Below are 25,914 nucleotides of genomic sequence, written 5' to 3'. Positions count from 1 at the left end.
GGCGCGGACGGCATCATGGTCGCTCGTCCCCGGCTTCCGGCCCGGCTTCCTCGCCGCCTCGGCCCGACGGGGGGCGGCCGGTGCGTCGCTCCGCCTGCTCCCGGCCGCGCTGTGAGCCGCGCTGGAAGGAGGCCAGCCGCAGCCGGACCACCTCGGCGTCCGGTTCCGGCGGGACGGGCGCCGGTCCGGGCCCCGGCGCGTCGGAGGCGGCATCGGCATCGGCGCCGGACGGATGCTCGGCGGCATGGTCCCGGGTGGCGCGGCGCAGCGGGCCAGGCCCGGCACCGGGCACGCGGCGCGGCAGGCCGCTGCCGGTACTGGACCCGGTGCCGGGCGGCTGCGCGGACGCACCGGCGGACGGCGGGACGGAGGAGTCGGCGGGACGGCCGGAGGACGGGCGGGCGTCGGGGATGTCAGGCATGTCGGGGTACTCCGGGGTGTCGCGGCGGGCGCCGCGGGCGGGCAGGTCCCGCCCGTCGCGTCCGCGGTTGACGAACCTGCCGTGGTCGGCGACGAGCACGGGCGCGTGGGGCCGCTGCGGCAGCGGAACAGCGGGCGGCGGCGGCTCGTCGAGCGGCGCGTGCTGCACGCTGTCGTCGTACGCGGCGCCGGCGGGGGCGGGGCGGTCCTCCCGGCTCAGCCGCTGCGGCAGCCGGACCGGGGCCTCCAGTTCCACGGGCCCGTCGACCGGGCCGTTGAGCAGCGTCGGGGGTGCGGGCCGCTCGGGCAGCGGGGCGTGCGCCGCGCCCTCGGGGACCTCGCTGAGCAGGGCCTGCGGCAGCAGCACCACGGCCGTGGTGCCGCCGTAGGGCGACTCCCGCAGCGAGACCCGCACATCGTGCCGGCGGGCCAGCCGGGCGACCACGAACAGCCCCAGGCGGGAGGTGTCGGTGATGTCGAACTCCGGGTTCTCGGCCAGCCGCCGGTTGGCCTCGGCCGCGGCCTCGGCGGTCATGCCCAGGCCCCGGTCGTGGATCTCCAGGGAGAAGCCGTTGGGCACGTCCTCCCCGGTGACCTGGACCGCGGTGTGCGGCGGGGAGAACGCCGTGGCGTTCTCCAGGAGTTCGGCGACCAGATGGGTCAGATCGGCCACGGCGCGGCCGTCCACCGCGAGCCGCGGCAGTCTGCGTACCTCGATCCGTTCGTAGTCCTCCACCTCGGCGACCGCGCCGCGCACCACGTCCATCAGCTGGACCGGGTTGCGCCACTGCCGGGCCGGGCCGGCCCCGGAGAGGATCATCAGTCCCTCGGCGTGCCGCCGCATCCGGGTGGTGAGGTGGTCGATCCGGAACAGATCGGCGAGTTCGTCGGCGTCGTCGGTGCGCCGCTCCATGGCGTCCAGCAGGCTGAGCTGCTTGTGCAGCAGCACCTGGCTGCGCCGGGCGAGGTTGACGAAGACGTCGGAGACGCCGCGGCGCACTTCGGCCTGCTTGACCGCGGCCTCCACCGCGGCCCGCTGCAGGGTGTTCAGCGCCTGGCCGACCTGGCCGACCTCGTCCTTGCCGTACTCCAGCAGCGGGGCCTCGGTCGCGGCGTCGATCCGTTCGCCCTCGGCCAGCCGGCGCATCACCCCGGGCAGCCGCACCTCGGCCGCCTCCTTGGCCTGGGTCCACAGGGTGCGCAGGTCGCGCACCAGGGTCCGGCCGATCCGCCAGGAGACGGTGACGGAGATCAGCACGGCCAGCAGGCCCAGAACGGCCGCGGCACCGGCCCGGACGAGCACGGCGCGGGCGGCCGGGCCGACCCGGTCCTGGTGGTTGTCGCCGGCGGTGACGGCCAGCGCGCGCAGTTCCCGCAGCGCGTCCCGGTTGGTCTCCTCCCACTGGCCCGGCTGCACCCCGGCCACGCCGTCGGCGACGACCTGTTCCTCCAGCCCGGTCAGCAGTACGCCCTGGCCGCCCTGCCAGAACCGCTGGTGCGCCTGCCGGTCCCGGTCGGGGAGATCGGCCAGGTAGAGGTCGTAGGAGAGCCGGCGCTCGGCGATCCGGTCGGTGAGCGCCCGGCGCTCCTGTCCGGTCATGGCGGGACCGGCGGCGAGCGCGCCGGCCACCAGGGCGTCGGCCCGGGACAGGTGCTCGGCGGCCTGCGCCAGCCCCACCACCGCCCGGCCGTGCCGGTCGAGTTCCACGTTGTCCAGCAGGAACAGCGCGGCCTGGAACCGCAGGGCCTGCTCGGTGACCTTGCGGTATTCGTCCAGGGCGCCGTTGCGGGTGATGGTGTGGGTGGCCACCTGATCGCGGATCAGGGAGATCTGGCCGAGCTTCTCCAGCAGCAGGTCCAGGTTCTCCCGGCCGCCGGCGGGGAGATCGTCCCGGGCCCCGGCCGCCGCCCGGCGGCGCAGTTCGCCGACGGCCTCGTCGGTGGCCTGCTGGCTCCTGGTCATCGCGGAGTCCGGGTTGCGCGGGTCCGCGAGATACACCACGGCCTGCCGGCGCTCCTCCTGCACGGCCTGCACCACGGCCTCGGCGGGCTTGCCCAGCGTGTCGAACACCGCGGAGACCGCCAGCAGGTGCCGTGCCTCCTGCACGGTGATGGCGGTCGCGAAGGCCCAGATGGACAGCAGCGCGAGCAGCGGCACCAGCAGCAGTGCCATGATTTTCCGCCGGATCGACGTTCCGCGAGAGCGCATGCCCTCCCCTGTTTCCGCCCGGGCGCAGGGAGTTCAGCTACCGCTGCCCCTGCCGCACCGGGGCCCCGGTGTAAGTGACCAGACTTCGGTGAAGCTCTGAGGCTGTTGTGCATCGGACGGTGAGGCGTTGACGGCGCACGGTGTCCGAGCGCCTCATCCTGGTCCGTCCGGTGCCGGGTACGCAAGCCGTCCTGCCATGAGGAGGGCGCCCGAATCCGCCCGTACCACCGGGACAACGCCTCCATAATGTCGTCATAACGCCGTCGTCGTCGCGCCGATGCCGGTTGTTGTCAGGCTTGCAGCGATGCCCTCGGCTTGTCGTGCAGATATGCGGATACTGGACAGGGGAGCGAGAGCGGGTGTACGCAAAGCCCCGGATGCCCGATCCGGTGCGGGCAGCCGCCGTCCGGGCGGTCATTGTCCTTGCACTGACGCTGACTCAGCTTGTCGCCGTGCTGCTGTGCGCGCTGGCCGGGTCCTGGCTGGTCTTTCCGCTGCTGCTGTGCATGCTCGCCAGCACCGTGGTGGCCACCTGGGCGGTGCTGGACATCTGGGTGACCCGGCAGGCCTGGCGGCAGCGGCACGGAGTGGTGTCGCTGCCGAGTTCGGCCGCGCGCAGCCGGCGGCAGGTGCCGTGACCCGGGACGGACGCGTCACGGCCGCCGGGCAGCCGGCCGGCCGGAGTGCGGGCGGCGGTACATCCGGGTGGCGGTGATCTCGCCGTGCACCGGCTCCGTGCCCTCGCGCCGCTGCGGCAGCCCGGGCCGCAGATGCTCCTCCACCCGGATGTACTTCAGCCCCGCGCGCAGATCGGCGTCGTTGCGCAGCCGGATCACCAGCGGGAACTCGGCCAGCGCGGTGGTGTCGAACAGCCCGGTGGTGTACAGCAGCTGCACGCCCAGGGCGTCGGCCACGGCCCGCTGGAGCTCCAGCAGATAGGTGGCGTTGGCGCGTCCGATGGGATTGTCCAGGAACAGCGTGCCGGCGTGCCGGTGCTTGTCCCGGCCGCGGTCGTTGCCGCGCAGCGCCGCCATGGTGCAGTAGAGGGCGATGGCGGCGGTGAGCAGCTGGCCGCCGGAGAAGACGTCCCCCATCTGGCCGACCGGGACCCGCTCGGCGCGCAGCACGGCGTCGGGCTTGAGGATCTCCACGGCGACACCGCGCGGGCCGAGGGCCGCGTGCACGCCGCGCAGCAGCAGGGACATGCCGTCCCGGCGGAGATCGGAGTTCTTGCGGACCGCGGCCCGGGTGGTCTCGTCGATCACCTCGCCGAGGCGTTCGGCGAGGGTGGCCGGATCGGGGTCCTCGAACCGGATGCGCAGGAACTCCTGGCCGGACCACTCCCCCAGGCCCTCGGGCAGCCGGGACAGCCGCTGGGCCAGCCGCAGGGTGGCCAGGGCGGAGCCGGTCAGGCCGCGCAGCCGGTCCACGATGCCCGCGCGGTTGCGCTCCAGCTGGCCGAGCTCGTCGCCGAGCACCCGCAGCCGGGGGGCGAACGCCTCCGCCCAGGCGGCGGCGTGGTCCGGCAGGGCGGCGGCGGGAAGCTCCCGGATCTGCTGCCGGGCCGGGGTGCGGACCTGTTCGTAGCGGGCCGCGTTGGCATGCCTGACCAGCTGGTCGGAGGCGTCCCGGACGGCCGCCTCGGCGGCGGCCAGGTCGGCGGCGCAGCCGCGCAGCGAACGGCGGGACTCGGCGGCGGCGCGCCGGGCCTCCTCGGGGCCGCCGGGATAGGGCTCGGCCGGGTCCTCGGCGGCAGCCTCCCCGGTGCCGCCGTGCGGATCGCGCAGCAGATCGCGGAGCTGGGCGGCGGTCTCGGCGAACTCCTCCGCGGCCCGCTCGGCCAGCCGGTGGTCGCGCAGCAGCTCCTCGTGGGCCTGCCGGGCGGCGGACAGTTCCTCCTCCCGGGCGGACAGTTCGGCGGTGGCCGTGCGCAGCAGTTCACGGGCGTGGGCGGCGTCCCGGGGGGTGCGGTCACCGGGCAGCCCGGCGTGTGCCCCGCCGTCGGCGGGGGCCAGCCGCTCGGCCTCGCCGCGCAGCCGCCCGAGCTGCTCGCTGGCGGCCGAGGCCCGCGACTCCAGCAGATGCACCTGGGATTCGGCGCGCGCGGCGGCGGCGGCCCGGGACGGGCCGTCGGCGCCCTCGGCGCCGGCCAGCAGCTGGGCGGCGCGGGAGCGGACCTTTGCCGGCAGGCGGTCCAGCGCGGCCTGCGCGGCGCCCTGGTCCGCCTCGGCCCTGGCCTGCTCGGCGCGGAGATCGGCACCGACGCCGGCCTTCTCGTAGAGCCGGGCCGCGCTGCGGTAGGCCTCCCGCAGCGCCGGCAGCGGTTCCGCGGGCGCGCCGGAGCCGCCGGGGTCCTCCTGCTCGGGGGCGCCGCTGATGTCGGCGCGTTCGGCGCGCAGCGCGCTGGCGGTGCGGCGGCTGTCGTCGGCGGCGCGCTCGGCGGCGCGGCGGTCCTCGTCGGCGGCGCGGGCGCGGTCCAGGAGCTCGGCCGCGCGGGCCTCGGCCTCGGCGGCCTCCTCGGCGAGCTCCCGCAGCCGGGCCTGCCGCCGGGGGCGGTCGCGCAGCCGGGAGGCCAGGCCGGCCAGGGCGTCCGCGGCGCGGCGGGCGCGCTGCGCGGCCTCCTGGTGCTCGTCCCGGCTGCGGGCGGCCTCGGCCGCGGCCTGCTCGGCGTCGTCACGGGCGGCCGCGGCGTCGGCGAGATGCCGGCGGGCGGCGGCGGCCGAGGCGCGGCCGGCCTCGGCGGCGGCGGTCAGCTCGGCCAGCCGGCCGGGCGGGCAGCCGGTGCGCCAGGAGGCGAGCCGGGCGGCCAGGGTGCGGTCCGCGGCCAGCCGTCCGGACAGTTCCCGGATCTCCTCCTCGCGGGCGGCGGCCCGCTCGCGCAGCGCACCGCGCTCCTGGTCGGCGGCGTCCTCGTCGTGCATGGCGGGGTTGGGCGGGACCAGGAAGACCTGGCCGGCGGCACCCTCGGCGGCGCCGGGCGGCGGGGTGGGGGCGAGCAGTGCGGCGGCGGTGCCCACCGCGACCGCGGACCGCGGCAGCAGTGCGGCCTCGGTCAGCACCCGGCGGGCCCGGGCATGACTGGCCGGGTCGGTGATGATCACGCCGTCCACCAGTTCGGGGCGGGCGGCCAGCACCGCGGCGTGGTCCACCGGGCTGACCGCCTGGGCCAGATAGCGCCAGCCGGGCAGGGCGGGGATGCCGTGCTCGCCGAGGAGCTCCACGGTGGCCAGCACATCCCGGCCGGGCGGCAGCAGGCCGCCGTCGCCCAGCGCGGCCAGGATGCGGCTGTCCTCGGCGGCGGCGGTGCGCAGGTCGAAGAGCTGGCGCTCGGCGGCGGCGACCGTCTCCTCCAGCAGTTCCCGCAGGCGCTCCGCGGAGGCGTCGAGCTGCTCCGGGCCGAGCGGGTCGCCCGGCGCCAGGCCCAGCAGTCCGGTCAGCCGGGGATCGGCGGCCAGGGCCAGCGCGGCCCGGCGCTCCGCGGCCAGTGACTGCTCGGCGGCCCGGGCCGCGTCCGCCGCCCGGGCCGCGGCGAGTTCGGCGCGGCCGTGCCGCTCGGCGGTCTCCCGGGCATGGGCGGCGGCGCGGCCGGCCGCCTCCCGTGCGGTGCCGAGGCCGGCCAGGGCCTGCTGGGCGGCGGCTCCGGCGGCCAGCGCGGCGCGGGCCGGGTCGGTGCCGTCGGCGTCCTCCAGCCAGCCGGCCCGGACGGCCTCCGCGGTCTCCTGCTCCACCTCGTCCAGCCGCTGGCGCAGATGGCCGGCCTCGCTGCGGGCGCGCTGCGCCTCGGTGGCGGCGGTGGTGGCGTCCCGGCGGGCGCTCTCGGCGGCCTCCTGGAAGGCGGCGGAGCGCTCCTCGTGCCCGGCGGCTGCCCGCTCGCTCTCCCCGGCCGCCGCGTGCAGGGCCCGGACCAGGGCGGCGGCGGCGCGGCGGCGGGCGGCCAGGGCGGGGGCGGCGTCCCGCTCGGCCTCCTGGATGGCGGCGGCCACCCGGGCGGCCCGGTCGGCGGCGGCGCGGTGCTGGAGCACCGTCTCGGCGGCCTGCCAGGCGGCGAAGAGGGTGCGGGCCTCGGTGAGCTCGCGGCGCTGGGCGGCGGCGGCCTTCTCCGCGGCGGCCAGCGCCAGCGAGGCGTTGCGGTAGGCGAGTTCGGCGGCGATCCGGCCGGCGCGGTCCCGGGCGTCCTCGGCGGCGGCCGCGGTGCGGGCGGCTTCGGCCGCCCGCACCGCCAGGGCGGCGGCGCGGTCCCGCTCCCGGCCGGCGCGGGCGGACAGCCGGCGGGCCAGGGCGCGGGTGCGGCGCTCGGCGCCGGCGTGCACGGCGCGGGTGCGGTCGCGGGCCTCGGCGGCCTCGGTCACCCGGCCGAGCAGTTCCAGCGAGCCGGCCGTGAAGTCGCGCTCGGCGGTGAGCTCGGCCCGGCGGCCCAGCTTGTGGGCGAAGCCGTGCACCAGGTCGGCCAGGCCGTCGGTGTCCCGGGTGTCGGTGACGGCGCGCAGCAGCAGATCGGTGAAGTCGGCGTCGTTGCGGACCGAGAACAGGCCGGCCGCCTCGCCCTCGTCGGCGTTCATCTCCCGCTGGTAGCGGAAGAGCTCGGGGTCCAGGCCGAGCTGTTCCAGGTGCTCCTTCCAGCGCTCGTGGATCTCCTCCCAGGCCACGTCCAGATGGGGGTACGCCCTGCCGGTCTCGGTGAGGGCGTCCCGGAAGCCCTTCATGGTGCGGCGCCGGCCACGGGCGCCGGAGACGCCCTCCGGCGGCGCGCCGTGGGAACCGGGCGCCGGGCGGGGCGGCAGCACGGTGCTCTCCGAGACGGGCAGGGTGTCCAGGGTCATGCCGGGACCCGGGCGGAAGGAGTACCAGGCCTCGGCGAACCGGCGCGGATCGGAGGAGATCTGCCGGCCCCGCCATTCGCTCACCTTGCCGACCACCACGAGTTCGCCGGTGCGGGTGTGCTGCCATTCCAGGGCGACATGGCCGGTGTCGTCGGCGAGCAGGAACTTGCGCAGCACGCCGCTGCTGGCCCCGCCGAGGGTGTTGCGGTGGCCGGGCAGCATGACCGAGAAGATCAGCTTGAGCAGTACGGACTTGCCGCCGCCGTTCTCCAGGAAGAGCACCCCGGCGGGGGCCGGGCGCAGCGGCGGGCCGACGGGCTCCGCCTCGAAGAAGTCCGCCTGCACCGGGGCCGGCTGGGGCACGGGCTCGCCGACTCCGCGCAGGTCCAGCACGGTGTCCGCGTAGCGGGCACCGGCCGGTCCGATGGAGTAGAGGCGGACCCGGGACAGCTCGTACATGGCAGGACTCTCGCTCGGGGCTGGTGACGGGGCTGGTGACGGGGGGCGGGGCGGGCGGGCGGGGCGGGCCGGGCGTCAGACGGGGTACGGCAGGCCGGACTCGGCCACCGGGTCGGGCTCCTCCGGCGGCAGCAGGGTGGCGGTGCCGTCGGCCACCGGAACCACTCCCAGCTCCAGCAGCTCCGTCATGGCGGCGGTGCCGGCCAGGTCCCGGACCTGGAGCTGGTAGCGGGCGGTGGTGCGGTAGGAGCCGCCGCCCTCGTCCCCGGTGCGCTGGAGGAAACCGGAGTCGGTGAGGAAGGACACCGCCTTGCCGACGATGCCGGTGGTGGAGGCGGCCAGCCGACGGGCGTCCTTGGTGGCACCGGTGGCGCTGCGCCGGGCGTAGACCCGCCAGGCCGCCTCCAGGCCCGGCGCGTCGCTGCTGGGGTCGGTGTTCTCGCCCTGCCGGGCGGCGCGCTCCTCCAGCCGGCGGCAGGCCTGGCGGACGAAGGACTCCACCCCGTTGACGGTGATCCGGCCGAGGTAGCCGTCGTCGGCCAGGTCCTCGGGGCGGGGGAAGGCCATGGCGGCGACGGCCAGATGGGCCAGGCCGTGCAGGAAGCGGTCGGCGGAGTCGGCGGCGGCACGGCGGGCGTAGTCCCCCATGCGGACGGCGAAGACCGAGTCCTCGCCGGCCGTGACCGCCATGCCCGCCCGGGTGGAGACCTCCAGCACCACCAGGCCGAGCCCGGTGGCCACGGCGTCGGCGAGCCGGGCGAAGGGCGGGTCCTCCAGATAGCGGCGGAGCAGCGCCGCGTAGTCGGGTTCGCGGGCCGGCCCCAGCTTGGGCTGGAGGCCGAACGCGACCAGCCGTGCGGCGTCGGCGGCGTCGGCCGGGGTGACCGCGCCGCCACTGCCGCCTTCCGCGCCCGGGCCCGTCCGGTGCGGCGGGTGCCCGGCGCCGGCGTGGTCGGTCATGGCTGTGGCTCCTCGGGGTGGTCGGCGCGGGCGGTGGCCATGGCGGCGGTGTCCAGCAGGGCGGTGGCGACGATCAGATCGGCGCCGCCGAACTCCGGGTCGGCCAGCTCGGTGCCGTCGTCCACCGCGAAGAGCAGCCGGGACTCGCCCTGGCGATAGGCGGTGCCGACCGGCGGGCTGGCCGCGTGCACGGCCATCAGGGCCACCAGGTAGGGAAGTCCGGGATCCCGCCGGCGGGCCTCGGCCAGCAGCCCGGACAGCCGGCGCGGCGCGTCGGGGGGCAGGGTGAGCAGTTCGGTGGCGGCACCGAACTGCTCCTCGGTGAAGCGGCTGTCGTCCGGGGTGGCGACCAGGTCCGGCTCGGGCAGCTCGGCGCCCAGGTGCTCACGGGGCGCGGGCGGGGTGAGCAGCAGCTCGGTCAGATCGGCCAGCCGGACCGCGCCGGGGCTGCGGTGCCCGGTGGCGCGGGCGAAGAAGGCGTCGGTGACCCGGCCGGCCCGCGCCACGGGCAGCGCCAGCACCGGGGCCAGGAGCTGGCCGTACAGATCCAGGCCGGCCCGGCCGGAGGGCGGGGCGAAGGCCTGGCGGTCCTGCTCGGCGCGGAACAGCGGACCGGCCTCCAGCAGCCGGGACTGGAGCCGGGTGTGGCGGCGGATGCAGTCCTGGACGATGTCCACCAGCTCGGCGGCGCGCAGTTTGTGCTCCGGGTCCTCTGCCTCGTCCCGGGCGCGGCGGATGTTGGTCAGGATGGCGTTCTCGTGCCGGTAGCGGTCGGCGATGTGGTCCAGGGCCTCACCGATCAGGTCGGGCACGGTGCGCAGCCAGTCCACCGCGCGGACGTTGCGCCGGGTGGCCTCCAGGGCGCGGCGCAGCGTCTCGGAGTACTGCACGGTGCGGTAGCGGGCCTGCTCGGCGGCGAGCTGGGCGTCGGCCAGCCGGCCCCGGCTGATCAGCACCTCCAGCTTGACCTCGGCGGCGATCTGGGCACTGGTGACGTCCGTGTCCAGGGCGCCGACCAGGACGTTGACCGCCTCGTCGGTGGTGCGCAGACAGATGCCGCCGCCGGGTGCCGGCACCTCCTCGATCAGCTTGAAGTCGTAGTCCCGGCGGACATAGCTGCCGTCGGGGGCGAAGGTGCCGTAGACGGCCCGGAAGCCGCGGTCCACGCTGCCGACGTTGATCAGGCTCTCCAGCACCCAGCGGGCCACGCGTTCGTGCTCGGCGGCCGGGCGGTGCGGGGTCTGGGCGGCGACCCGGGGCAGCAGCCGGGCGACCACCTGCTCGTGGTCCGCGCCGGTGTCGAAATCCATGGCCAGGGTGACCAGGTCGATGGCGGCCAGGGCGATCTCGGCCATGGCGTAGACGCCGTACTCGCCGGCCAGATTGGCCTTGCGGGCGTCCAGGTCGTGCAGCGGTGCGGTGCAGGCCAGGGCGCGCAGCCGGCGGGCCAGGCCCTCGTCGGCCGCCGGTCCCGGGGCGGTGCGCGGCCCGCCCGGCGCCCGGGGCCCCGGCGCGGCGCCGCCGGCCGCCGTCACATGCGTGGTCACGACGGAAAGATTAGGCGGTGCCACCGACAACGTCCGGTACGGCCCGGCGGTGGCGACCGGGCCCCGGTGCGGTCAGCCGCGGGGGGTTCGGCGGTGCCGGGCGGGGCGGCCGGACGCCCGGCGGTGCACCCGGGCCAGCAGCAGGGCGATGTCGTCCAGCGGGGCCCGGCCCAGCCCCTCCAGCACGGCGTCGCAGACCTGCTCCAGCGGGCGGCGGCCGGCGCCGCGCAGCAGCCGGAGCAGGGTGTGCAGGCCGGTGTCGATCGGATCCCGCCGGTTCTCCACCAGGCCGTCGGTGAACATGGCCAGCATGGCGCCGTCCGGCAGGTCCCGGCGCTGCCCGGGGAAGGCGCCGGTGCCCACGCCGAGCGGGGCGCCGCGGGAGATCTCCAGCAGTTCGGCGGTGCCGCCGGGGGTGACCAGCACCGGCGGCGGATGCCCGGCGCAGGCGGTCTCCAGCCGGCCCTCGTCCGGATCGCAGACCGTGTACAGGCAGGTGGCGATGGACTCGCCGAGGTGTTCCGCGGTGGCGTCCAGATGGCCCAGGAGTTCGCCGGGGGGCAGGCCGAGCCGGGTCAGGGCGCGGATGGTGGAGCGCAGCTGCCCCATGATGGCGGCGGCGTGCACCCCCTTGCCCATCACATCGCCGACCACCAGGGCGATCCGCCCGCGGTCCAGCGGCAGCACGTCGAACCAGTCGCCGCCCACCTCCGTCTCGCTGGTGGCGGGCAGGTAGCGGGCGGCCAGTTCGATGGCGCGGTAGCCGGCGGGGAGCTGCGGCAGCAGGCTGCGCTGCAGGGTGAGGGCGGCGTTGCGTTCCCGGGTGTAGAGCCGGGCGTTGTCGATGCCGATGGCGGCCCGGGAGGCCAGCTCGGCGGCGAGGGCCCGGTCCTGGTCGTCGAAGGGGCGCGGGTGGTGCCGGGTGCGGTAGAGGCTGACCGCGCCCAGCACCCGGCCGCGGGCGATCAGCGGGACGGCGAGGTAGGAGTGGGCGCCGGCCTCGCGCAGCGCCCGGACCGCGGCGTCGTCCTTGGCCACGGTGCGCAGCAGGGCCTGGCCCAGCCTGGGCAGCAGCACCGGGGTGCGGTCGGCGACCGCCCGGGTGACCACCCGGTCCGGGCCGTAGGAGGCCAGTTCGCCGACCTCGTCCCAGACGCCGGTCAGGTCGTTCTCTGCGGCGCTGACCACGGCCAGGGCGCGGAACCGGGCGGCGTCCCCGGCGCCGGCCGGGGGCGGGGGCTCGCCGCCGAGGACCGCGTCCAGCACGTCGACGGCGGCCAGGTCGGCCAGCCGGGGCACCGCCACCTCGGCGAGTTCGCGGGCGGTCTGGCGCAGGTCCAGGGTGGTCCCGATCCGGGCGGAGGCGTCGGCGATCACCGCCAGCCGCTCCCGGGCCTCGGCGACCTCGACCGAGGCCCGGTGCCGTTCGGAGACGTCCACCGCGGAGGCGGCGACCCCGATCGGGCGGCCGGCCACGTCGTCCACCCGGTAGTAGGACACCGACCAGATGTGATCGTGTCCGGGGTCGGCCGCGGTGCGCCCGACGGAGCGCTGGTCCAGCAGCGGTTGGCCGGTGGCCAGCACCCGGTCCACGGCGCGCTGCACCGGGCCCGTGTCGATGCCGGTCAGCACGTCCGGCATGCGGCGGCCGAGCATGGCCTCGGCCGGGAGGCCGTTGATCCGGGCCAGCGCCGGGTTGACCCGCAGCCAGCGCAGGTTCTTGTCGAACAGGGCGAGGCCGACCGGTGACTGGGTGAGCAGGGAGTGGGACATGGCCAGGTCGGTGTCCAGCCGGCGGACCGTCTCGGCGTCCGCGGCCAGGCCCAGTACATAGAGCTCGCCGTCCACGTCGCGCAGGCGGATGTAGCGGAAGTCCGTCGGGACGACGGCACCGTCCCGGTGCCGGACCGGGAACACCCCGGTCCACGCCGCTCCGCCCATGACCAGCCGGAACCACTCGGTCACCAGATCCCAGTGCTCGGGCTGCACCAGCAGCCGGCCGGCGTTGCGGCCCAGCGCCTCCTCCGGCGGATAGCCGAAGAGACGTTCCGCCTCCGGGCTCCACAGCACGATGCGGGCCCGGGTGTCGAGCACGAAGGTGGCCACCCGCAGCAGGTCGAGCACGCTGCCGGAGGTGGCCGCGGCGCCGGCCGGCATGGGGGCGCCGGCCGGCGGTACGGGCTCCTGGACGGTCATCCCTTCTCCTCGTCCCGCGCGGGGATGCCGGGTGCGGATTCTGTTACACCATTCAAACGCCGCTGACCGGCCGGGCGCGCGGTCAGCGGCGGACCGGCGGCCGGCGGGCCCCGGGCGCGCGCTCCGGGCCGGGCACTCCGGACCCGGCGGGGACGACACTGAAATCACCCATTCAGCGGATTGCCGGATTTGTGCTCCAATGGAGTGGTCGGTGTCCGGCCGTCCGCGGCAGCGGTGCCGCGGGCGCGGCCGAGAGGAGGCGTCCCGCCATGACAGCCCCCCAGCGCTTGCTGACGTCCCTGCCGCCCCGGCACCGGGCCCGGCTGATGTCCCTGGCCAGGGAGGTGTCCTTCCCGCAGGGCGCCCGGATCTTCGAGGAGCGGGGCGCCGCGGACCGGTTCTGGATCGTCCGGTCGGGTTCGGTCACCCTCGACCTGCGGGTGCGCGGGGAGTGGCCCACCCCGGTCTCCACCATCGATCCCGGCGATCTGCTCGGCTGGTCCTGGCTGTTCCCGCCCTACGCCTGGGACTTCGGCGCGGAGGCGTTCACCCCCGTGCGGGCCTGGGAGTTCGACGGCGCGGCGGTGCGCCGGCGGTGCGACGCGGAGTGCGAGTTCGGGTACGCGATGCTGCGCTCGGTCGCGGAGATCCTGGCCCACCGGGTGCAGACCGCCCGCACCAGGCTGCTCGACCTGTGCGTGCCGCACGCCGGTCAGCCCTGGCCGGCCGCGGGCGGGGCGGTGCCGTAGCCGCCGCCGCCCGGGGTCTGCACCAGCAGCACGTCACCCGTGCCCAGCCGGGCGGTGTCGCAGCCCTTGAGCTCCTCGGTCGTGCCGTCCGCCCGCTCCACGGCGTTGCGCCCGGGTGCGCCGGGGGCGCCGCCCGCCATGCCGTAGGGCGGCACCCGGCGGTGGTTGCTCAGCACGGAGACGGTCATCGGCTCCAGGAACCGGATACGGCGGCGCACCCCGTCGCCGCCGCGCCAGCGGCCGGCTCCGCCGCTGCCCGTGCGCACCGAGAAGTCCTCCACCCGGACCGGGAAACGCCACTCCAGCACCTCAGGATCGGTCAGCCGGGAATTGGTCATATGGGTCTGCACGGCATCCGCGCCGGGGAAGCCGTCCCCCGCGCCGGAGCCGCTGGCCACGGTCTCGTAGTACTGGAACCGGTCGTTGCCGAAGGTGACGTTGTTCATGGTGCCGGAGCCCTCGGCCTGCACCCCGAGTGCGGCGTAGAGGGCGCCGGTGACCGCCTGGGAGGTCTCCACATTGCCGGCCACGGTGGCCGCGGGGTACTCCGGGGACAGCATGGAGCGGTCCGGGATCCGGATCCGCAACGGCTTCAGGCAGCCGCTGTTGAGCGGGATGTCGTCGGCGATCAGGGTGCGGAACACATACAGCACCGCGGCCATCACCACCGAGCTGGGCGCGTTGGCGTTGCCCGGCAGCTGGGCGGAGGTTCCGGTGAAGTCCAGCACCGCGGAGCGCGCCGCGCGGTCCACCGTCACCGACACCCGGATCACCGCGCCGGCGTCCGTCTCGTAGCGGTAACTGCCGTCGCGCAGCGTGGTGATGACCCGGCGCACCGATTCCTCGGCGTTGTCCTGGACGTGCCGCATATAGGCCCGCACCACATCGAGGCCGAACTCCGCGATCATGGCCCGGAGTTCGCCGATGCCCTTCTCGTTGGCGGCGATCTGGGCGCGCAGATCGGCGAGATTGGCGTCCGGGTTGCGGGACGGGTACCGGGCGCCGGCCAGCAGGTCGCGGGTCTCGGTCTCGCGCAGCCTGCCGTCGCGCACCAGCAGCCAGTTGTCGAAGAGCACGCCCTCCTCGTGCACTGTGCGGCTGAAGGCCGGCATGGAGCCGGGGGTGATGCCGCCGATCTCGGCGTGGTGGCCCCGGGAGGCGACCAGGAACAGCAGTTCGGGACTGGATGCGGCGGAGTCGTCGAACACCGGGGTCACCACGGTGACGTCCGGCAGATGGGTGCCGCCGTGGTAGGGGTCGTTGATGGCGTAGACGTCACCGGGGCGCATGGTGCCGGCGTTGCGGCGCAGCACCTCCTTGATGGACTCCCCCATGGAGCCCAGATGCACCGGAATGTGCGGCGCGTTGGCGATCAGATTCCCCTCGGAATCGAACAGTGCGCAGGAGAAGTCCAGCCGCTCCTTGATGTTGACGGAGTGGGCGGTGTTCTCCAGCCGCAGCCCCATCTGTTCGGCGATCGCCATGAAGAGGTTGTTGAAGACCTCCAGTTTGACCGGGTCGGCCCGGGTGCCGATGGCCTCGGCCCGCGGGCGGGGCTCGGCCCGGGTGAGGATCAGATGGCCGTGCTCGCCCGCGCCCGCCTGCCAGCCGGGCTCCACCACGGTGGTGGCGTCCGGCTCGGTGATCAGCGCCGGCCCGGGGACGGTGTCGCCGGGACGCAGCCCGGCACGCCGGTACAGGGCCGCCCGCCGCCAGTCCCCCGCGGCGTACAGGGAAACCGTGCCGTCCGGTTCCGGGGCCGGCCTGGCGGGGTGCCCGGGCCGGGCCGGGGCCTCCTCGTCCCGGCCGCCGGTACCCGCACCGCCGGCACCCGCACCGGCGGTGGCGGCGGGCCGGGGGTCCCGGGGGCCGGCGGGGCCGTCCGGCGGGGCGGCGGAGCCGGTGGCCTCCACCACGGCGGTCGCCACCACCAGCGGCTTGTCCATCACGAAGCCGTAGCGGGCGCGGTGCAGCCCGGCGAATTCCTCGGCCATCTCCCGGCGCCCCGCCAGGGCCACCGGCAGCACCGAGTCGGTCCCCGCGTAGCGCAGATGCACCCGGGCGGTGGTGCGCACCGCCTCCGGGGGCACCCCGTCCCGGTGCAGCTCCTCGCGGGCCGGGCCGGCCAGCCGCTCGCACAGCGCCCGCACCGCGGGCATCGCCTCCTCGGTCAGCTCCGTCTCCACCGACTGCTCGCGCAGCGCGGTGGCCTCGGCGATGCCGATGCCGTAGGCGGACAGCACCCCGGCCAGCGGCGGCACCACCACGGTGCCGACGCCCAGCGCGTCGGCGACCGCACAGGCGTGCTGGCCGCCCGCGCCGCCGAAGCTGGCCAGGGCGTAGCGGGTGACGTCGTGGCCGCGCTGCACGGAGATCTTCCGCACCGCGTTGGCCATGTTGAGCACCGCGATCTCCAGGAAGCCGGCCGCGACCTCCTCCGGGCTGCGCATGTCGCCGGTGGCCTCGGTGATCTCCGCGGCCAGGGCGGTGAACTTCTCGCGGACCGGGCCGGCGTCCAGCGGCTGGTCGCCGTCGGGGCCGAAGACCGGCGGGAAGTGGCCGGGCTGGATCCGGCCGAGCATCACATTGGCGTCGGTGACGGTGAGCGGCCCCCCGCGCCGGTAGCACGCCGGACCGGGAACGGCGCCGGCCGACTCGGGACCGACCCGGTAGCGGGCGCCGTCGAAGCGCAGCACCGAGCCGCCGCCGGCGGCCACCGTGTGGATGTCCATCATGGGGGCGCGCATCCGCACCCCGGCGACCTCGGTGTCGAAGACCCGCTCCAGCTCGCCCGCGTGGTGCGAGACATCGGTCGAGGTGCCGCCCATGTCGAAGCCGATCACCCGGTGGTAACCGGCCCGGGCACAGCTTCCGGCCATGCCCACCACTCCGCCGGCCGGGCCGGAGAGCACCGCGTCCTTGCCGCGGAAACCGCCGGCCTCCCGCAGCCCTCCGTTGGACTGCATGAACATCAGCCGGACACCCTTGAGCTCCTGGGCCACCTGGTCCACATAGCGGCGCAGCACCGGCGAGAGATAGGCGTCGACGACCGTGGTGTCGCCCCGCGGCACCAGCTTGATCAGCGGGCTCACCTCGTGCGACACGCTGATCTGGGTGAAGCCCTCGGCCGCGGCCAGCCCGGCGGCCAGCCGCTCGTGGGCCGGGTGGCGGTAGCCGTGCAGGAATACCACGGCGACGGAGCGGAAGCCGTCCCGGCGGGCGGCGCGCAGCGCCCCGGCGGTGGCGGCGCGGTCCAGCTCCAGGACGGTCTCGCCGTGTGCGGAGACCCGTTCGGGGACCTCGATCACCCGGTCGTAGAGCGCCTCGGGGCGCACGATGCGGCGGTCGAAGAGGCGCGGGCGGTTCTGGTAGGCGATGCGCAGCGCGTCCCGGAATCCGGCGGTGGTGAGCAGCACGGTGGGCTCGCCCCGGCGTTCCAGCAGGGCGTTGGTGGCGACCGTGGTGCCCATCTTGACCTGGGCGATCAGCTCGGCGGGGACGGGTTCGCCGGGGGCGGTGCCCAGCATCTGCCGGATTCCGGCGACCGCCGCGTCCCGGTAGCGGCCGGGATTGTGCGAGAGCAGCTTGCCGGTCACCAGGGTGCCGTCGGGGCGTCGCCCGACGACATCGGTGAAGGTTCCGCCACGGTCGATCCAGAATTCCCAGCGCCCGGTCATGGCGGACATCGTGCCAAATCGGCCACGGCGGGGACAGTGCGCCCCGGCAGGGGCGGCGGGCGCAGCGGGGGCGGCAGCGGCGCGGTCCGCCGCGCCGGGCGGGCCCGGCCGGGGCCGGCCCCGGCCGGCGCGGCGGACGGCACGGCGGACGGCACGGCACCGGAGGGCGCCCGGGGCCCGGGCCCGGGAGCGGCGGCGGGGGCGGCGGCCGTGGCGAGCAGCGCGGCACGCACCGAGGCCCGGGCGGCGGCGTCGAGCCGGTCCGTGGTGCCGCGGACCCGGTGCGCGGTCTCCACCGCGGCCAGCCGCACCAGGCCGGGCAGCAGATCGCGGGACCGGTCCAGCGCCCAGCGGGCTCCCCGGGTGGCCATCCAGCGCAGATCGGCGGCCGGGGTGGGCGGCGGCTGGTCGGTGCGGTCGTCCGGCGGCGGGCCGGCGGTCAGCCCCCGCGCGGTGAGCAGCGCGTGGAACTCGCGGGCCAGCAGCCGGTGGCCGCGTTCGCTGGGGTGCAGCCGGTCCACGCTCCAGGCGGCCCGGTCGCCGGCCACCGGGTGGTCGGCGAAATGCGCGTGCAGCGCGTCGTGTCTGCGGCTGAGCTGGTGCACCACCTCGTTGACCGAACGCATCCGGCGGGACAGCGGCCGGGCCACGGCGGCCGGCAGCCGCAGCATCCGCCCGGGGTCGGGCAGGCAGGCGGTGAGCACCACGGCGCCGTCCGCGGCCAGGGTGCCGATCAGCAGGTCCAGGTCCCGGGTGGAGCGGTGCAGGTCGAAGGCGGAACGCAGGATGTCGTTGCCGCCGACGATCACCGAGGCCAGGTGCGGCCGGTGGCGCCGGGCCTCGGTGAGCTGCTCCTCGGCGGTGTCGCCGGTACGGGCGCCGCTGCGGGCCAGATTGGCCAGCCGGACCGGCCGCCCGGGCGAGCCCAGCGACTCGGCGAGCAGTGCCGCCCAGCCCCGCCAGCCCCCGCCGGGCAGCGGGTCGCCGACGCCCTCGGTGAGCGAGTCGCCCAGGGCGGTGAAGCGGAGTCCGGCCGGGCCGGGGCCGGGCGCGGTCACCGGTGACCGCCGGAAGCGGACGTGGGGCGGTCCTGCCGCTCGGCGCGGCGGGCGGGGCGGGCGGGAGGCCGTTCCGGTCCGGCGGGCCGGCGCGCCGCCGGGCCCTCGGCCGGGACCGGCGGTCCGGTGGGCAGCGGGGCGGGCGCCGCGCCCTCGGCGGCCGGGCCGGAGCGGGGCCCGGTGGCCGCCCGGGCGGCGGCACCGGCCGGCACGGCCCCGCGGGTACCGGCGGGGAGGGCGTCGTGGGCGGTGAGGAAGGCGTCCACCGCCGCCCGCCATGGGTAGCGCTCGGCGCGCTCGCGGGCGGCGGCGCGCCGCGCCGCGGCCGGCCGCTCCAGCAGCAGCTGCACGCCGTCCGCGTAGGAGACGCCGGTGGAGTCGGCCACCGCGCCGGCGTCGCCCAGCAGTTCCGGCACGGCCGAGCGGCTGCTGGCGACCACGGGGGTGCCGCAGGCCAGCGCCTCCAGGGCGGCCAGCCCGAAGGTCTCGGCCGGGCCCGGGGCCAGCACCACGTCCGCGCAGGCCTGGAGCGCGGCCAGCTTCGCCGGGTCGCCGATGTACCCGGTGAAGCGGACCGGCAGGCGGCGCTCCGCGGCCCGGCGGCGCAGCCGGCCGCTCAGCGGCCCGTCCCCGGCCACCACCAGCACCGCGTCCGCCCCGCGGTCGCGGAGCGCGGCCAGCGCGTCCAGCGCGAGGTCCGGGCGCTTCTCCGGGTGCAGCCGGGAGCACAGGGCCAGCATCACCGGGGCCTCGCCGGCCAGCTCACGGCGCAGCACCGCGTCGTACAGCTTGGGATGGCAGCGCTCCAGGTCCACACCGAGCGGGGCGCGCACGACGTTGCGGGCGCCGACCCGGGCGAACTCCCGGGCCGCCCACTCGGTGGTGCACACCACCCGGGTGTAGGCGTAGGCGGTGCGGCGGTTGAGCCGGTCGGCGGCGGGCCGGGTGAGTCCGGCCGGCAGTCCCCAGGCGTCCAGCACCCCGTCCACGCTCTCGTGCGAGACCATCACCGCCGGGATGCGGTGGTGGCGGGCCCATTCCCCGGTCCAGCGCAGGGTGGTGCGGTCGGAGACCTCCAGCCGGTCGGGGGCGAGCGACTCCAGCAGCGCGGCCAGCCGGCGGCGGCCGGTGAGCACCCGGTAGCCGCCGCTGCCGGGAACCACCGGCCCGGGCAGGGTGATCACCCGGCCCTGGGCGGTGCGCCGGTCGTCGTGGGAGGGGCCGGGCACGATCAGCACCGGTTCGTGGCCGGCGGCCAGATAGCCGGCGCCGAGCTCGCGGAGCGCGGTGCGCAGGCCGCCGGAGGCGGGGGCGACGAAGTTGGCGATCCGGACGATGCGCAGCCCTCCGGAAGCCGGGGCGGGGGCGGGGCCGGAGGCGGGGGCGGGCCCGGGGGACGGGGGCGTGGCGGCTGCGGCGGTGGTCATGGGGTCGTTCACCGGGCGACCGCCGTTCCGGCGGCGCGGGTGCGGACCACCTCGGCGTAGTGGTCCAGCAACTGGTCGCCGACCGCCTCCCAGGTACGGTCGCGGACCGCGGCGCGGCCGGCCCCGGCCAGTGCCGCCCGGCGCGCCGCGTCGCCGCGCAGCCCGGCCACCGCGTCCCGCAGGGCGCCGCCGTCCAGCGCGGGCACCAGCAGGCCGGTGCGGCCGTGGTCGATCAGGTCCAGCGGGCCGCCCGCCGCCGGGGCGATCACCGCCACCCCGGCGGCCTGGGCCTCCTGCACGGTCTGGCAGAAGGTCTCGAACGGCCCGGTGTGCGCGAAGACGTCCAGCGAGGCGTAGATCCGCGCCAGGTCCGCTCCGGTGCGGCGGCCCAGGAACCGGGCCCCGGGCAGGGCCGCGCGGAGCGCGCCCTCGCTGGGGCCGTCGCCGACGACCACCACCCGGACCCCGGGCAGGGCGGCGGTCTCGGCAAGCAGCTCGACATGCTTCTCCGGCGCGAGCCGCCCCACGTAGCCGACCAGCAGTTCCCCCTCGGGGGCGAGCCCGGCGCGCAGCGCCTCGTCGCGCAGCTCCGGACGGAAGCGGGCGGTGTCCACCCCGCGGCGCCACAGCCGGACCCGGGGAATGCCGTGCTCGGTCAGCTCGCGCAGGGAGGCGGTGGACGGCGCCAGGGTCAGATCGGCGGCGGCGTGCACGGCCCGGATGCGGCGCCATGCGGCGCCCGCCCCGGCGCCCAGATAGGTGCGCGCATAGCCGGCCAGGTCGGTCTGGTAGACGGCCACGGCGGGCACCCCCAGCCGGGCGGCCACCGCCATGCCCCGCACCCCGAGCACGAACGGGCTGGCCAGGTGCACCACGTCCGGGTGGTGGGCGGTGATCGCGGCGGCCAGCCGCCGGCTGGGCAGCGCCACCCGCACCTGCCGGTAGCCGGGCAGCGGCAGGGCGGGAATCCGGACCACCGGTGCGGGCAGATCGTCCGCCGGCCCGGCCGGCGGCCGGGTGGCGGGATCGTGCGCGGGGGTCCCGGCCGGGGCCGGGGCGATCACCAGCGGATCGTGACCGCGTCTGGACAGGTGGAGGGCCGTCTGCAGGGCGCAGTGCGCGACCCCGTTGACGTCCGGCGGATAGGACTCGGTGACGATGGCGACTCGCATACCCGGGTTGTCGCCGCCCAGGGCGTTCGGGGCGCCACATCCGCGTGGCCGCCCGGGAAACGTGTCATGAGCAAGTCGCCTCCGGCGTAGCCGGGCGCACACGCCGGGTATATGCGATCGATACGGAAGTCGGTTGAGCGCTTTTCGGCCATTCTCCGGTCACCCACGGGACTCCCGCCGCCGCGGGACCGCCGATGCCGGGACCGCCCGGGCACCACGGGCACGGCTCCGCCGGACTGCGCGTCGGGCAGCGCAACGGGCGGGGCGGCGCACCGGCCGCGGACGGTTCAGGAAGCGGGGGGACGCGGGGGTTCGTGCAGGCGGCCCCGCACCGCCGTCTGCACCCCGGCCTCCTCGGCCGGGTCCGCGGCCAGGCTGCGCAGCCGCTCCACCACCCGGGCGTCCCCGGTGGTGGCATGGCGGGCACCCACGGCGCGGGTGTCCTCCTCGCAGTCCCACAGGCATTCCACCGCGAAACCCGCCGCGAAGGAGGGGTCGGTGGCGGCCAGCGCCACCGCCGTCCGCCCCCGCAGCTGGGAGGAGACGGTCTCCCGGTAGACGTGGCGCAGCACCGGCGCGGCAGCCGCCAGGCCGAGCCGGCCGGCACCGTCCACCAGCGGCCACAGGGCGCCCGGATCGCCGTCCGGCCCCTGGGCGCGCACCGTGCGGCGCAGCGCCTGAAGCACCAGCCCGCCGTCGGCCGCGCCGCCGCGCACGGCCAGCAGCGCCGCGGCGGCGGCGCCGAGTTCGTCCTCCCGGCAGGCCCAGCCGCGGGCCCGTTCCAGGGCCTGCGGCCCGGACATCCGCGACAGCGCGCGTCCGGCCGCCTCGGCCAGTTCCCGGCGCGGGTCCGCGCCGGCCGCCTCGATCAGATCCAGTGCCGCGGGATCCTCCCGTTCCGCCAGATGGCGCAGGGCCGCGGCGCGCACCGCGGGCTCGGCCCGGCCGGCCGCGGTGAGCAGCGCCGGGCGGTCCCCCGGTCCGGCGACCGCGGCCAGACATCGCGCGGCCGGGGCCTCGCGCCACTGCGGCGGGTCGAGCAGCTGCCCCTCGGCCACCCACCCGAGCACCGAGGCCACGCTCCAGCCCGGCTGCGGGCGCGGCGGGCGCAGCTGCCGGCGCCAGCGGTCGAAGGCGCCGCTCTCCAGGGCGCGCCGTACCCGGGCGGCCTGCGCGGGACGGTTGCGGTCCTCGGCCCAGATCCGCCAGGGGCGGGGCTCGAAGGCGTCGCGGGCGGCGGCGCCGAGCGCCGCCTCGCCCTCCTCGGTGGCCGGGAACCGCTCCAGGATTCCGGGGCCGAGCGCGCGCAGTCCGCGGTCGTCGTCCCGGACCGCCAGTTCGTCCAGGGCCCAGCGCCAGTTGGCGCCGCGCAGCGCGTAGCGGCGCAGCAGGTCCAGCGCGCGGGTGTCGCCGTAGGACACCAGATGGCCGAGGACGGACAGGGCCAGGCCGGTGCGTTCCTCCGGGACGCCCTCGCCGGTGAGCGGATCACCCGCGGCGGCGTCCTCCGGGTGCCCGAGATGGCCGGCGATCGCGGTCAGGTCCGCGCCCAGCTCCGCGTACAGCCGGGCGTAGTAGAGCGAGCGGTGTTCCACCTGCCAGTCCCGCCGGGGGTCGTTGAGCACACAGTGCTCCACGGCGGCCACCGCCTCCGGGCGCGGGGCGGCGAGCGCGTGCAGCGCGCCGTCCCCCCGCCCGCGCTGGAGCAGCCCGAGCAGGGACCCGCTGGGCGCTATGTCTGTTTCGACTGGACTGGCGAACATATGAGTCAGCATCCGGGGAAGGGGTTGCGCTGGCAACGGGATTTCCGTCGGCGCACCGGGCGGGCGGTCGGCACGGCGGCTCCGGCGGCCTCGCCGGCCACGCCCGCCGGCGGCGGCCGTTGATCACGACAGGGCCACTGAGCGGCCAAAACCCTTACGGTCCCGGGCGCGCTGTGCCAGAGTCGGTTCTCGTCCGCGCCGGGCTCCGCACGGCCCCGGCCAGCTTCGCATCGGGAATCGTGATGCCCTCCTCCCAGCACCCGCAGCACTCCGTTCCGCGCCCGGCCAAGGAGCCGCCGGGCGACGCCGCCCGCCGGGCGACGCTTGAGGACCTTATCGCGCGGACCCGTGGGCTGCGCCAGACCGCCGAGGCCGTGCGCGACGCGAATTCCTCCGGCGCGGCGGGCGGGGAGCGGATGCGGCGGGCGCTGTGGGAGCTGGCGCTGCGGCAGCTGGACGACGCCCGGGACCGGCTGGAGCAGCTCGCCGGCCTCGGCGTCCCGGCCCCGGGGCGGCCCGCGCCGGCCGGGCGCGCCCGGCTGGGCGGGCGGATGGGCACCGCCGAGTGGAGCCTGCTCACCGACGAGGTGGCCTGGACCGACGAACTGCTCGGCATGTTCGGACGCACCGCCCAGGAGGGACCGCTGACCCTGGACGAGCTGCCGTCCTGCCTGGTGGAGGACGACCAGCCGGCGCTGACCGGGGCGGTCACCCGGTGTCTGGTCGACGGCCAGCCGGCCGGCTGCGAGTTCCGCGTCCTCCGGCCGGACGGCACCCGCCGGATTCTCCAGTTCGCCGGGGAGCCGGTGCTGGACGAGGCCGGCGGCACCATCGCCATGTGGGCGCTGGTGCGGGACGTCAGCCAGTTGCGCGAGGCCCCCGCGCAGCCGGCCGGCGGCCCGGATCCGGACGGCCCGGTTGCGGCCGGAGAGGTGAACGGCGGTCCGCCCGGGCCGCGGGAGGAGGACCGGGCGGACCACCGGCTGGCGATCGAGCTCCAGCGGATGTCGGCGGCCCCCTGGCTGGCACTGCCGGAGACCGCCGCCCGCCCCGGCGGGCCGGGCGGCCTGGAGCTGGCGGCCCGCTATCTGCCCGCCGGTCCCGGTGCGGTGCCGGGCGGCAAGTGGTTCGACGCGCTGGACCTGCCCGGCGGGGGCCTGATGCTGACCGCCGGCGATCTCTCCGGCCACGGCCCCGCGGCGGTCACCGGCGCCGCCATGGCGCTGGGCGCGCTGCGCGGCATCGCGCTGACCGGGGCCGCGCCGGGCACGGCGCTGGCCCATCTCGGCGAGCTGCTGGACGGCGGCAGCCACCCGGTGCTGGCCGCGGCCGTGTGCTGCCGCTACCGGCCCGGGACCGGGACCCTGGCGTGGGCCCAGGCCGGGAGCCCGGCACCGGTGCTGTGCCGGGACGGCGGCGGACGTGCGCTGCCGCGGCCGGCCGGCCCGCTGCTGGGCTCGGTCAGCGGCGCCGCCTACCGGGAGCACGAGGAGGCGCTGCGCCCCGGCGACGTGCTGGTGCTGCACACCGACGGGCTCTTCCCCGGCGGCGGACCGGCGGACCGGGACGGCGAGCCGCGTCTGCTGGCACTGGCCCGGGACCTGTCCGCCGCGCCCAGCGCGGCCGAGGCCCTGCGGCTGATCGGCGAAACCTGCGCCGCCGCCCCGGGCGAGCGCCAGGACGACGCCTGCGTGCTGGTGGCCCGCGTGACCGCCTGACCGGCCCGGCCCGGGCCGCGGCGCCCGGACGGGGCCGCGATCAGACGGGCCGGACCAGGCCGGGATCGACGGTCTTGACGGTGCCGCCCCCGCCGGCGTCCCGGGGCGCGGCGGGCAGCGCCTGCTCGATCTCCTCGCGCAGGGTGTCGATCTGCCGGTGTCCCGTGTAGGCGCCGGTGAGCCGGTACATCTCGCGCAGCCGGTCCCAGGTGCGGTGCGAGGAGGTGTCGCCGATGCTGTTCAGCGCCAGTCGCGCGTACTTGTCGGCCTGTTCCGGGTCGTCGCCCAGGAAGCAGGCGGAGGCCAGCGAGAGGTGATCGAAGATCAGCGAGCGGGTGCGGCCCTGCCCGCGCAGCTCCAGCGCCTGCTGGGCGTGCTGCTGGGCGGTACGGGCCGCCGCGGGCTCGTGCTCGGCCAGGGTGCGGTAGGCCAGCGCCTGCATGCCGTGCAGATCCGCCTCGTCGAACATCTGCATCCAGCTCGGCGGCGGCACGTCCCCCCGGTCCGAGACGAACAGCTCCTCCGCCTCGCCCAGGGTGCGCCGCATCGCCTGGCCCCGGCCCATGGCGGCCTGCGCCCAGGCCTCCACCGTCCACAGCATGGCCCGGGTGCGCGGCAGGGCCTCCTCGCCCAGCCCCGACTTGGCGAGCTGCATCAGGTCGACGGCCTCGTTCGGCCGGCCCAGATGCACCATCTGCCGGGCGGCCCGGGACAGCGCCTCGCCCGCCCGCGGCCGGTCGCCGCCCTCCCGGGCCGCGTGCACCGCGATGATGAAGTACTTCTGCGCGGTCGGCTCCATGCCGACGTCGTGCGACATCCAGCCGGCCAGGACCGCCAGATTGGCCGCCACCCCCCACAGCCTGCGCTGCACCTGCGGCGGATGGTGGTAGGCGAGCATCCCGCCGACCTCGTTGAGCTGTCCGACCACCGCCTTGCGCTGGAGTCCGCCGCCGCGCTGGGCGTCCCAGGCGCGGAAGATCTCCACCGCGCGCTCCAGGGCGTCGATCTCCTCCGATCCCACCGGCGCGGCCTCGTAGCGGTCCAGGCCGGAGATGTCCGTGTTGGCCCCCGGTGCCGGGCCGGGAGACGTCCGCAGCCAGTCCCAGAGGGCGTCGCTGAGTGCTGATCCTGCGGCGAGCGCGGCGCCCGCACCCACCATGCCGCGTCGGTTGAGCATGAGGTCCATTCCCGTGAATTCGGTGAGGACCGCGGCTGTCCGCCGGGAATCCCAGGGAAGACCGGCGGCCACCGTGGCCGCCTTGCGCCTTCCCGCCTCTCCTGGCCGGCGCAACCCCAGATCCTCGATGGTCACGACACGGCCGAGTCGCTCCGTGAACAGGGTCGCCAGCACCTCCGGCACCGGATCGCGGGGGGTCTCGCCCAGCTCGATCCAGCGCCGTACCCGGGAGGTGTCGGTGGCGAGCTGGGGATGGCCGAGGGCCGCCGCCTGCCTGTTGACCAGACGGGCCAGCTCGCCCTTTGACCACCCGGCGAGGGCGAAGAGATCCGCCAGCCGGCTGTTGGGTTTCCTGTTCACTGTCAAGCCCCCAGAATCTCGGCTGAGTTGACCCTAGCCCCCGGACGGTGCCCGCCGGGCCATTCGCCAGGGTTCGCCAGGGTCCGCCAGATGGTGTGCCACCCGCGGGCCGCGCTGGGGTAGAACCGCGCCACCCCGGCCCGGGGCACGGCGAACGCTTCCCCAGGGCGTTCCGCCGGCCCCGGACCGGGTGCGCTGCCGC

Annotated in this window: 14 protein-coding genes; 3 read left to right on the top strand and 11 right to left on the bottom strand. The window is 76.8% G+C overall.

Going from position 1 to position 25,914, the window contains the following annotated elements:
• Positions 1–13 precede the first annotated feature (13 nt).
• Positions 14–2,593, bottom strand: coding sequence for a sensor histidine kinase (locus BM242_RS17375; RefSeq protein WP_245834219.1), 2,580 nt, complete (start codon positions 2,591–2,593; stop codon positions 14–16).
• 395 nt (positions 2,594–2,988) lie between these two features.
• On the opposite strand from BM242_RS17375, the gene BM242_RS17370 reads away from it, so the two are divergent.
• Complete coding sequence (locus BM242_RS17370) at positions 2,989–3,267, top strand: hypothetical protein (protein ID WP_245834217.1); 279 nt, start codon at positions 2,989–2,991, stop codon at positions 3,265–3,267.
• Between the two features lie 15 nt (positions 3,268–3,282).
• Here the strand turns inward: BM242_RS17370 and BM242_RS17365 are convergent, their stop codons facing one another.
• From BM242_RS17365 to BM242_RS17350, 4 genes are all read right to left on the bottom strand, one after another.
• Entirely contained in the window at positions 3,283–7,908 is a 4,626-nt protein-coding gene (locus BM242_RS17365; RefSeq protein ID WP_093839770.1) for a hypothetical protein, read from the bottom strand.
• Positions 7,909–7,983: 75 nt separating this feature from the next.
• On the bottom strand, positions 7,984–8,868 hold the full coding sequence (locus BM242_RS17360; RefSeq protein WP_245834216.1) for a hypothetical protein: 885 nt from the start codon (positions 8,866–8,868) through the stop codon (positions 7,984–7,986).
• Positions 8,865–10,415: a hypothetical protein gene (locus BM242_RS17355; RefSeq protein WP_093839769.1), complete on the bottom strand. Its 1,551-nt coding sequence runs from the start codon at positions 10,413–10,415 to the stop codon at positions 8,865–8,867. The genes BM242_RS17360 and BM242_RS17355 overlap by 4 nt, the downstream gene beginning before the upstream one ends.
• 72 nt (positions 10,416–10,487) lie before the next feature.
• Complete coding sequence (locus BM242_RS17350; RefSeq protein ID WP_245834214.1) at positions 10,488–12,611, bottom strand: SpoIIE family protein phosphatase; 2,124 nt, start codon at positions 12,609–12,611, stop codon at positions 10,488–10,490.
• A gap of 269 nt (positions 12,612–12,880) precedes the next feature.
• Between BM242_RS17350 and BM242_RS17345 the strand changes: the two genes are divergently transcribed.
• A complete protein-coding gene (locus BM242_RS17345) occupies positions 12,881–13,360 on the top strand; it encodes a cyclic nucleotide-binding domain-containing protein (protein WP_093839768.1) in 480 nt (159 codons plus the stop codon).
• On the opposite strand, the gene BM242_RS17340 is transcribed toward BM242_RS17345, so the two are convergent.
• The 5 genes from BM242_RS17340 to BM242_RS17320 all read right to left on the bottom strand — a co-directional run bounded on the left by BM242_RS17340 (position 13,324) and on the right by BM242_RS17320 (position 22,457).
• Positions 13,324–17,037: a hydantoinase B/oxoprolinase family protein gene (locus BM242_RS17340; protein WP_093839767.1), complete on the bottom strand. Its 3,714-nt coding sequence runs from the start codon at positions 17,035–17,037 to the stop codon at positions 13,324–13,326. The genes BM242_RS17345 and BM242_RS17340 overlap by 37 nt on opposite strands.
• Positions 17,034–18,095: an SGNH/GDSL hydrolase family protein gene (locus BM242_RS17335; protein ID WP_093839766.1), complete on the bottom strand. Its 1,062-nt coding sequence runs from the start codon at positions 18,093–18,095 to the stop codon at positions 17,034–17,036. The genes BM242_RS17340 and BM242_RS17335 overlap by 4 nt, the downstream gene beginning before the upstream one ends.
• Complete coding sequence (locus BM242_RS17330; RefSeq protein WP_093839843.1) at positions 18,092–19,522, bottom strand: glycosyltransferase; 1,431 nt, start codon at positions 19,520–19,522, stop codon at positions 18,092–18,094. The genes BM242_RS17335 and BM242_RS17330 overlap by 4 nt, the downstream gene beginning before the upstream one ends.
• 8 nt (positions 19,523–19,530) lie before the next feature.
• A complete protein-coding gene (locus BM242_RS17325; protein WP_093839765.1) occupies positions 19,531–20,694 on the bottom strand; it encodes a glycosyltransferase family 4 protein in 1,164 nt (387 codons plus the stop codon).
• 287 nt (positions 20,695–20,981) lie between these two features.
• Complete coding sequence (locus BM242_RS17320; protein ID WP_093839764.1) at positions 20,982–22,457, bottom strand: HEAT repeat domain-containing protein; 1,476 nt, start codon at positions 22,455–22,457, stop codon at positions 20,982–20,984.
• A gap of 242 nt (positions 22,458–22,699) precedes the next feature.
• On the opposite strand from BM242_RS17320, the gene BM242_RS17315 reads away from it, so the two are divergent.
• Complete coding sequence (locus BM242_RS17315) at positions 22,700–24,175, top strand: PP2C family protein-serine/threonine phosphatase (RefSeq protein ID WP_093839763.1); 1,476 nt, start codon at positions 22,700–22,702, stop codon at positions 24,173–24,175.
• A gap of 40 nt (positions 24,176–24,215) precedes the next feature.
• Here the strand turns inward: BM242_RS17315 and BM242_RS17310 are convergent, their stop codons facing one another.
• Positions 24,216–25,712 (bottom strand): DNA-binding protein NsdB, encoded by a 1,497-nt coding sequence (locus BM242_RS17310; protein WP_093839762.1) that lies wholly within the window; start codon positions 25,710–25,712, stop codon positions 24,216–24,218.
• Between the last annotated feature and the right edge of the window lie 202 nt (positions 25,713–25,914).

It is taken from the genome of Streptomyces aidingensis (genome assembly GCF_900112355.1).
Classification (GTDB): domain Bacteria; phylum Actinomycetota; class Actinomycetes; order Streptomycetales; family Streptomycetaceae; genus Streptomyces; species Streptomyces aidingensis.
The sequence above is the reverse complement of the archived record's forward strand: the minus strand, read 5'-3'. Positions and strand labels throughout refer to the sequence as shown.

Bases quoted from the DNA above. Each gene is read 5' to 3' on its own strand.
- BM242_RS17375 (WP_245834219.1), bottom strand. From the start codon at position 2,593: ATGGCACTGCTGCTGGTGCCGCTGCTCGCGCTGCTGTCCATCTGGGCC.
- BM242_RS17365 (WP_093839770.1), bottom strand. From the start codon at position 7,908: ATGTACGAGCTGTCCCGGGTCCGCCTCTACTCCATCGGACCGGCCGGT.
- BM242_RS17360 (WP_245834216.1), bottom strand. From the start codon at position 8,868: ATGACCGACCACGCCGGCGCCGGGCACCCGCCGCACCGGACGGGCCCG.
- BM242_RS17350 (WP_245834214.1), bottom strand. From the start codon at position 12,611: ATGACCGTCCAGGAGCCCGTACCGCCGGCCGGCGCCCCCATGCCGGCC.
- BM242_RS17345 (WP_093839768.1), top strand. From the start codon at position 12,881: ATGACAGCCCCCCAGCGCTTGCTGACGTCCCTGCCGCCCCGGCACCGG.
- BM242_RS17340 (WP_093839767.1), bottom strand. From the start codon at position 17,037: ATGACCGGGCGCTGGGAATTCTGGATCGACCGTGGCGGAACCTTCACC.
- BM242_RS17330 (WP_093839843.1), bottom strand. From the start codon at position 19,522: ATGACCACCGCCGCAGCCGCCACGCCCCCGTCCCCCGGGCCCGCCCCC.
- BM242_RS17325 (WP_093839765.1), bottom strand. From the start codon at position 20,694: ATGCGAGTCGCCATCGTCACCGAGTCCTATCCGCCGGACGTCAACGGG.
- BM242_RS17320 (WP_093839764.1), bottom strand. From the start codon at position 22,457: ATGTTCGCCAGTCCAGTCGAAACAGACATAGCGCCCAGCGGGTCCCTG.
- BM242_RS17315 (WP_093839763.1), top strand. From the start codon at position 22,700: ATGCCCTCCTCCCAGCACCCGCAGCACTCCGTTCCGCGCCCGGCCAAG.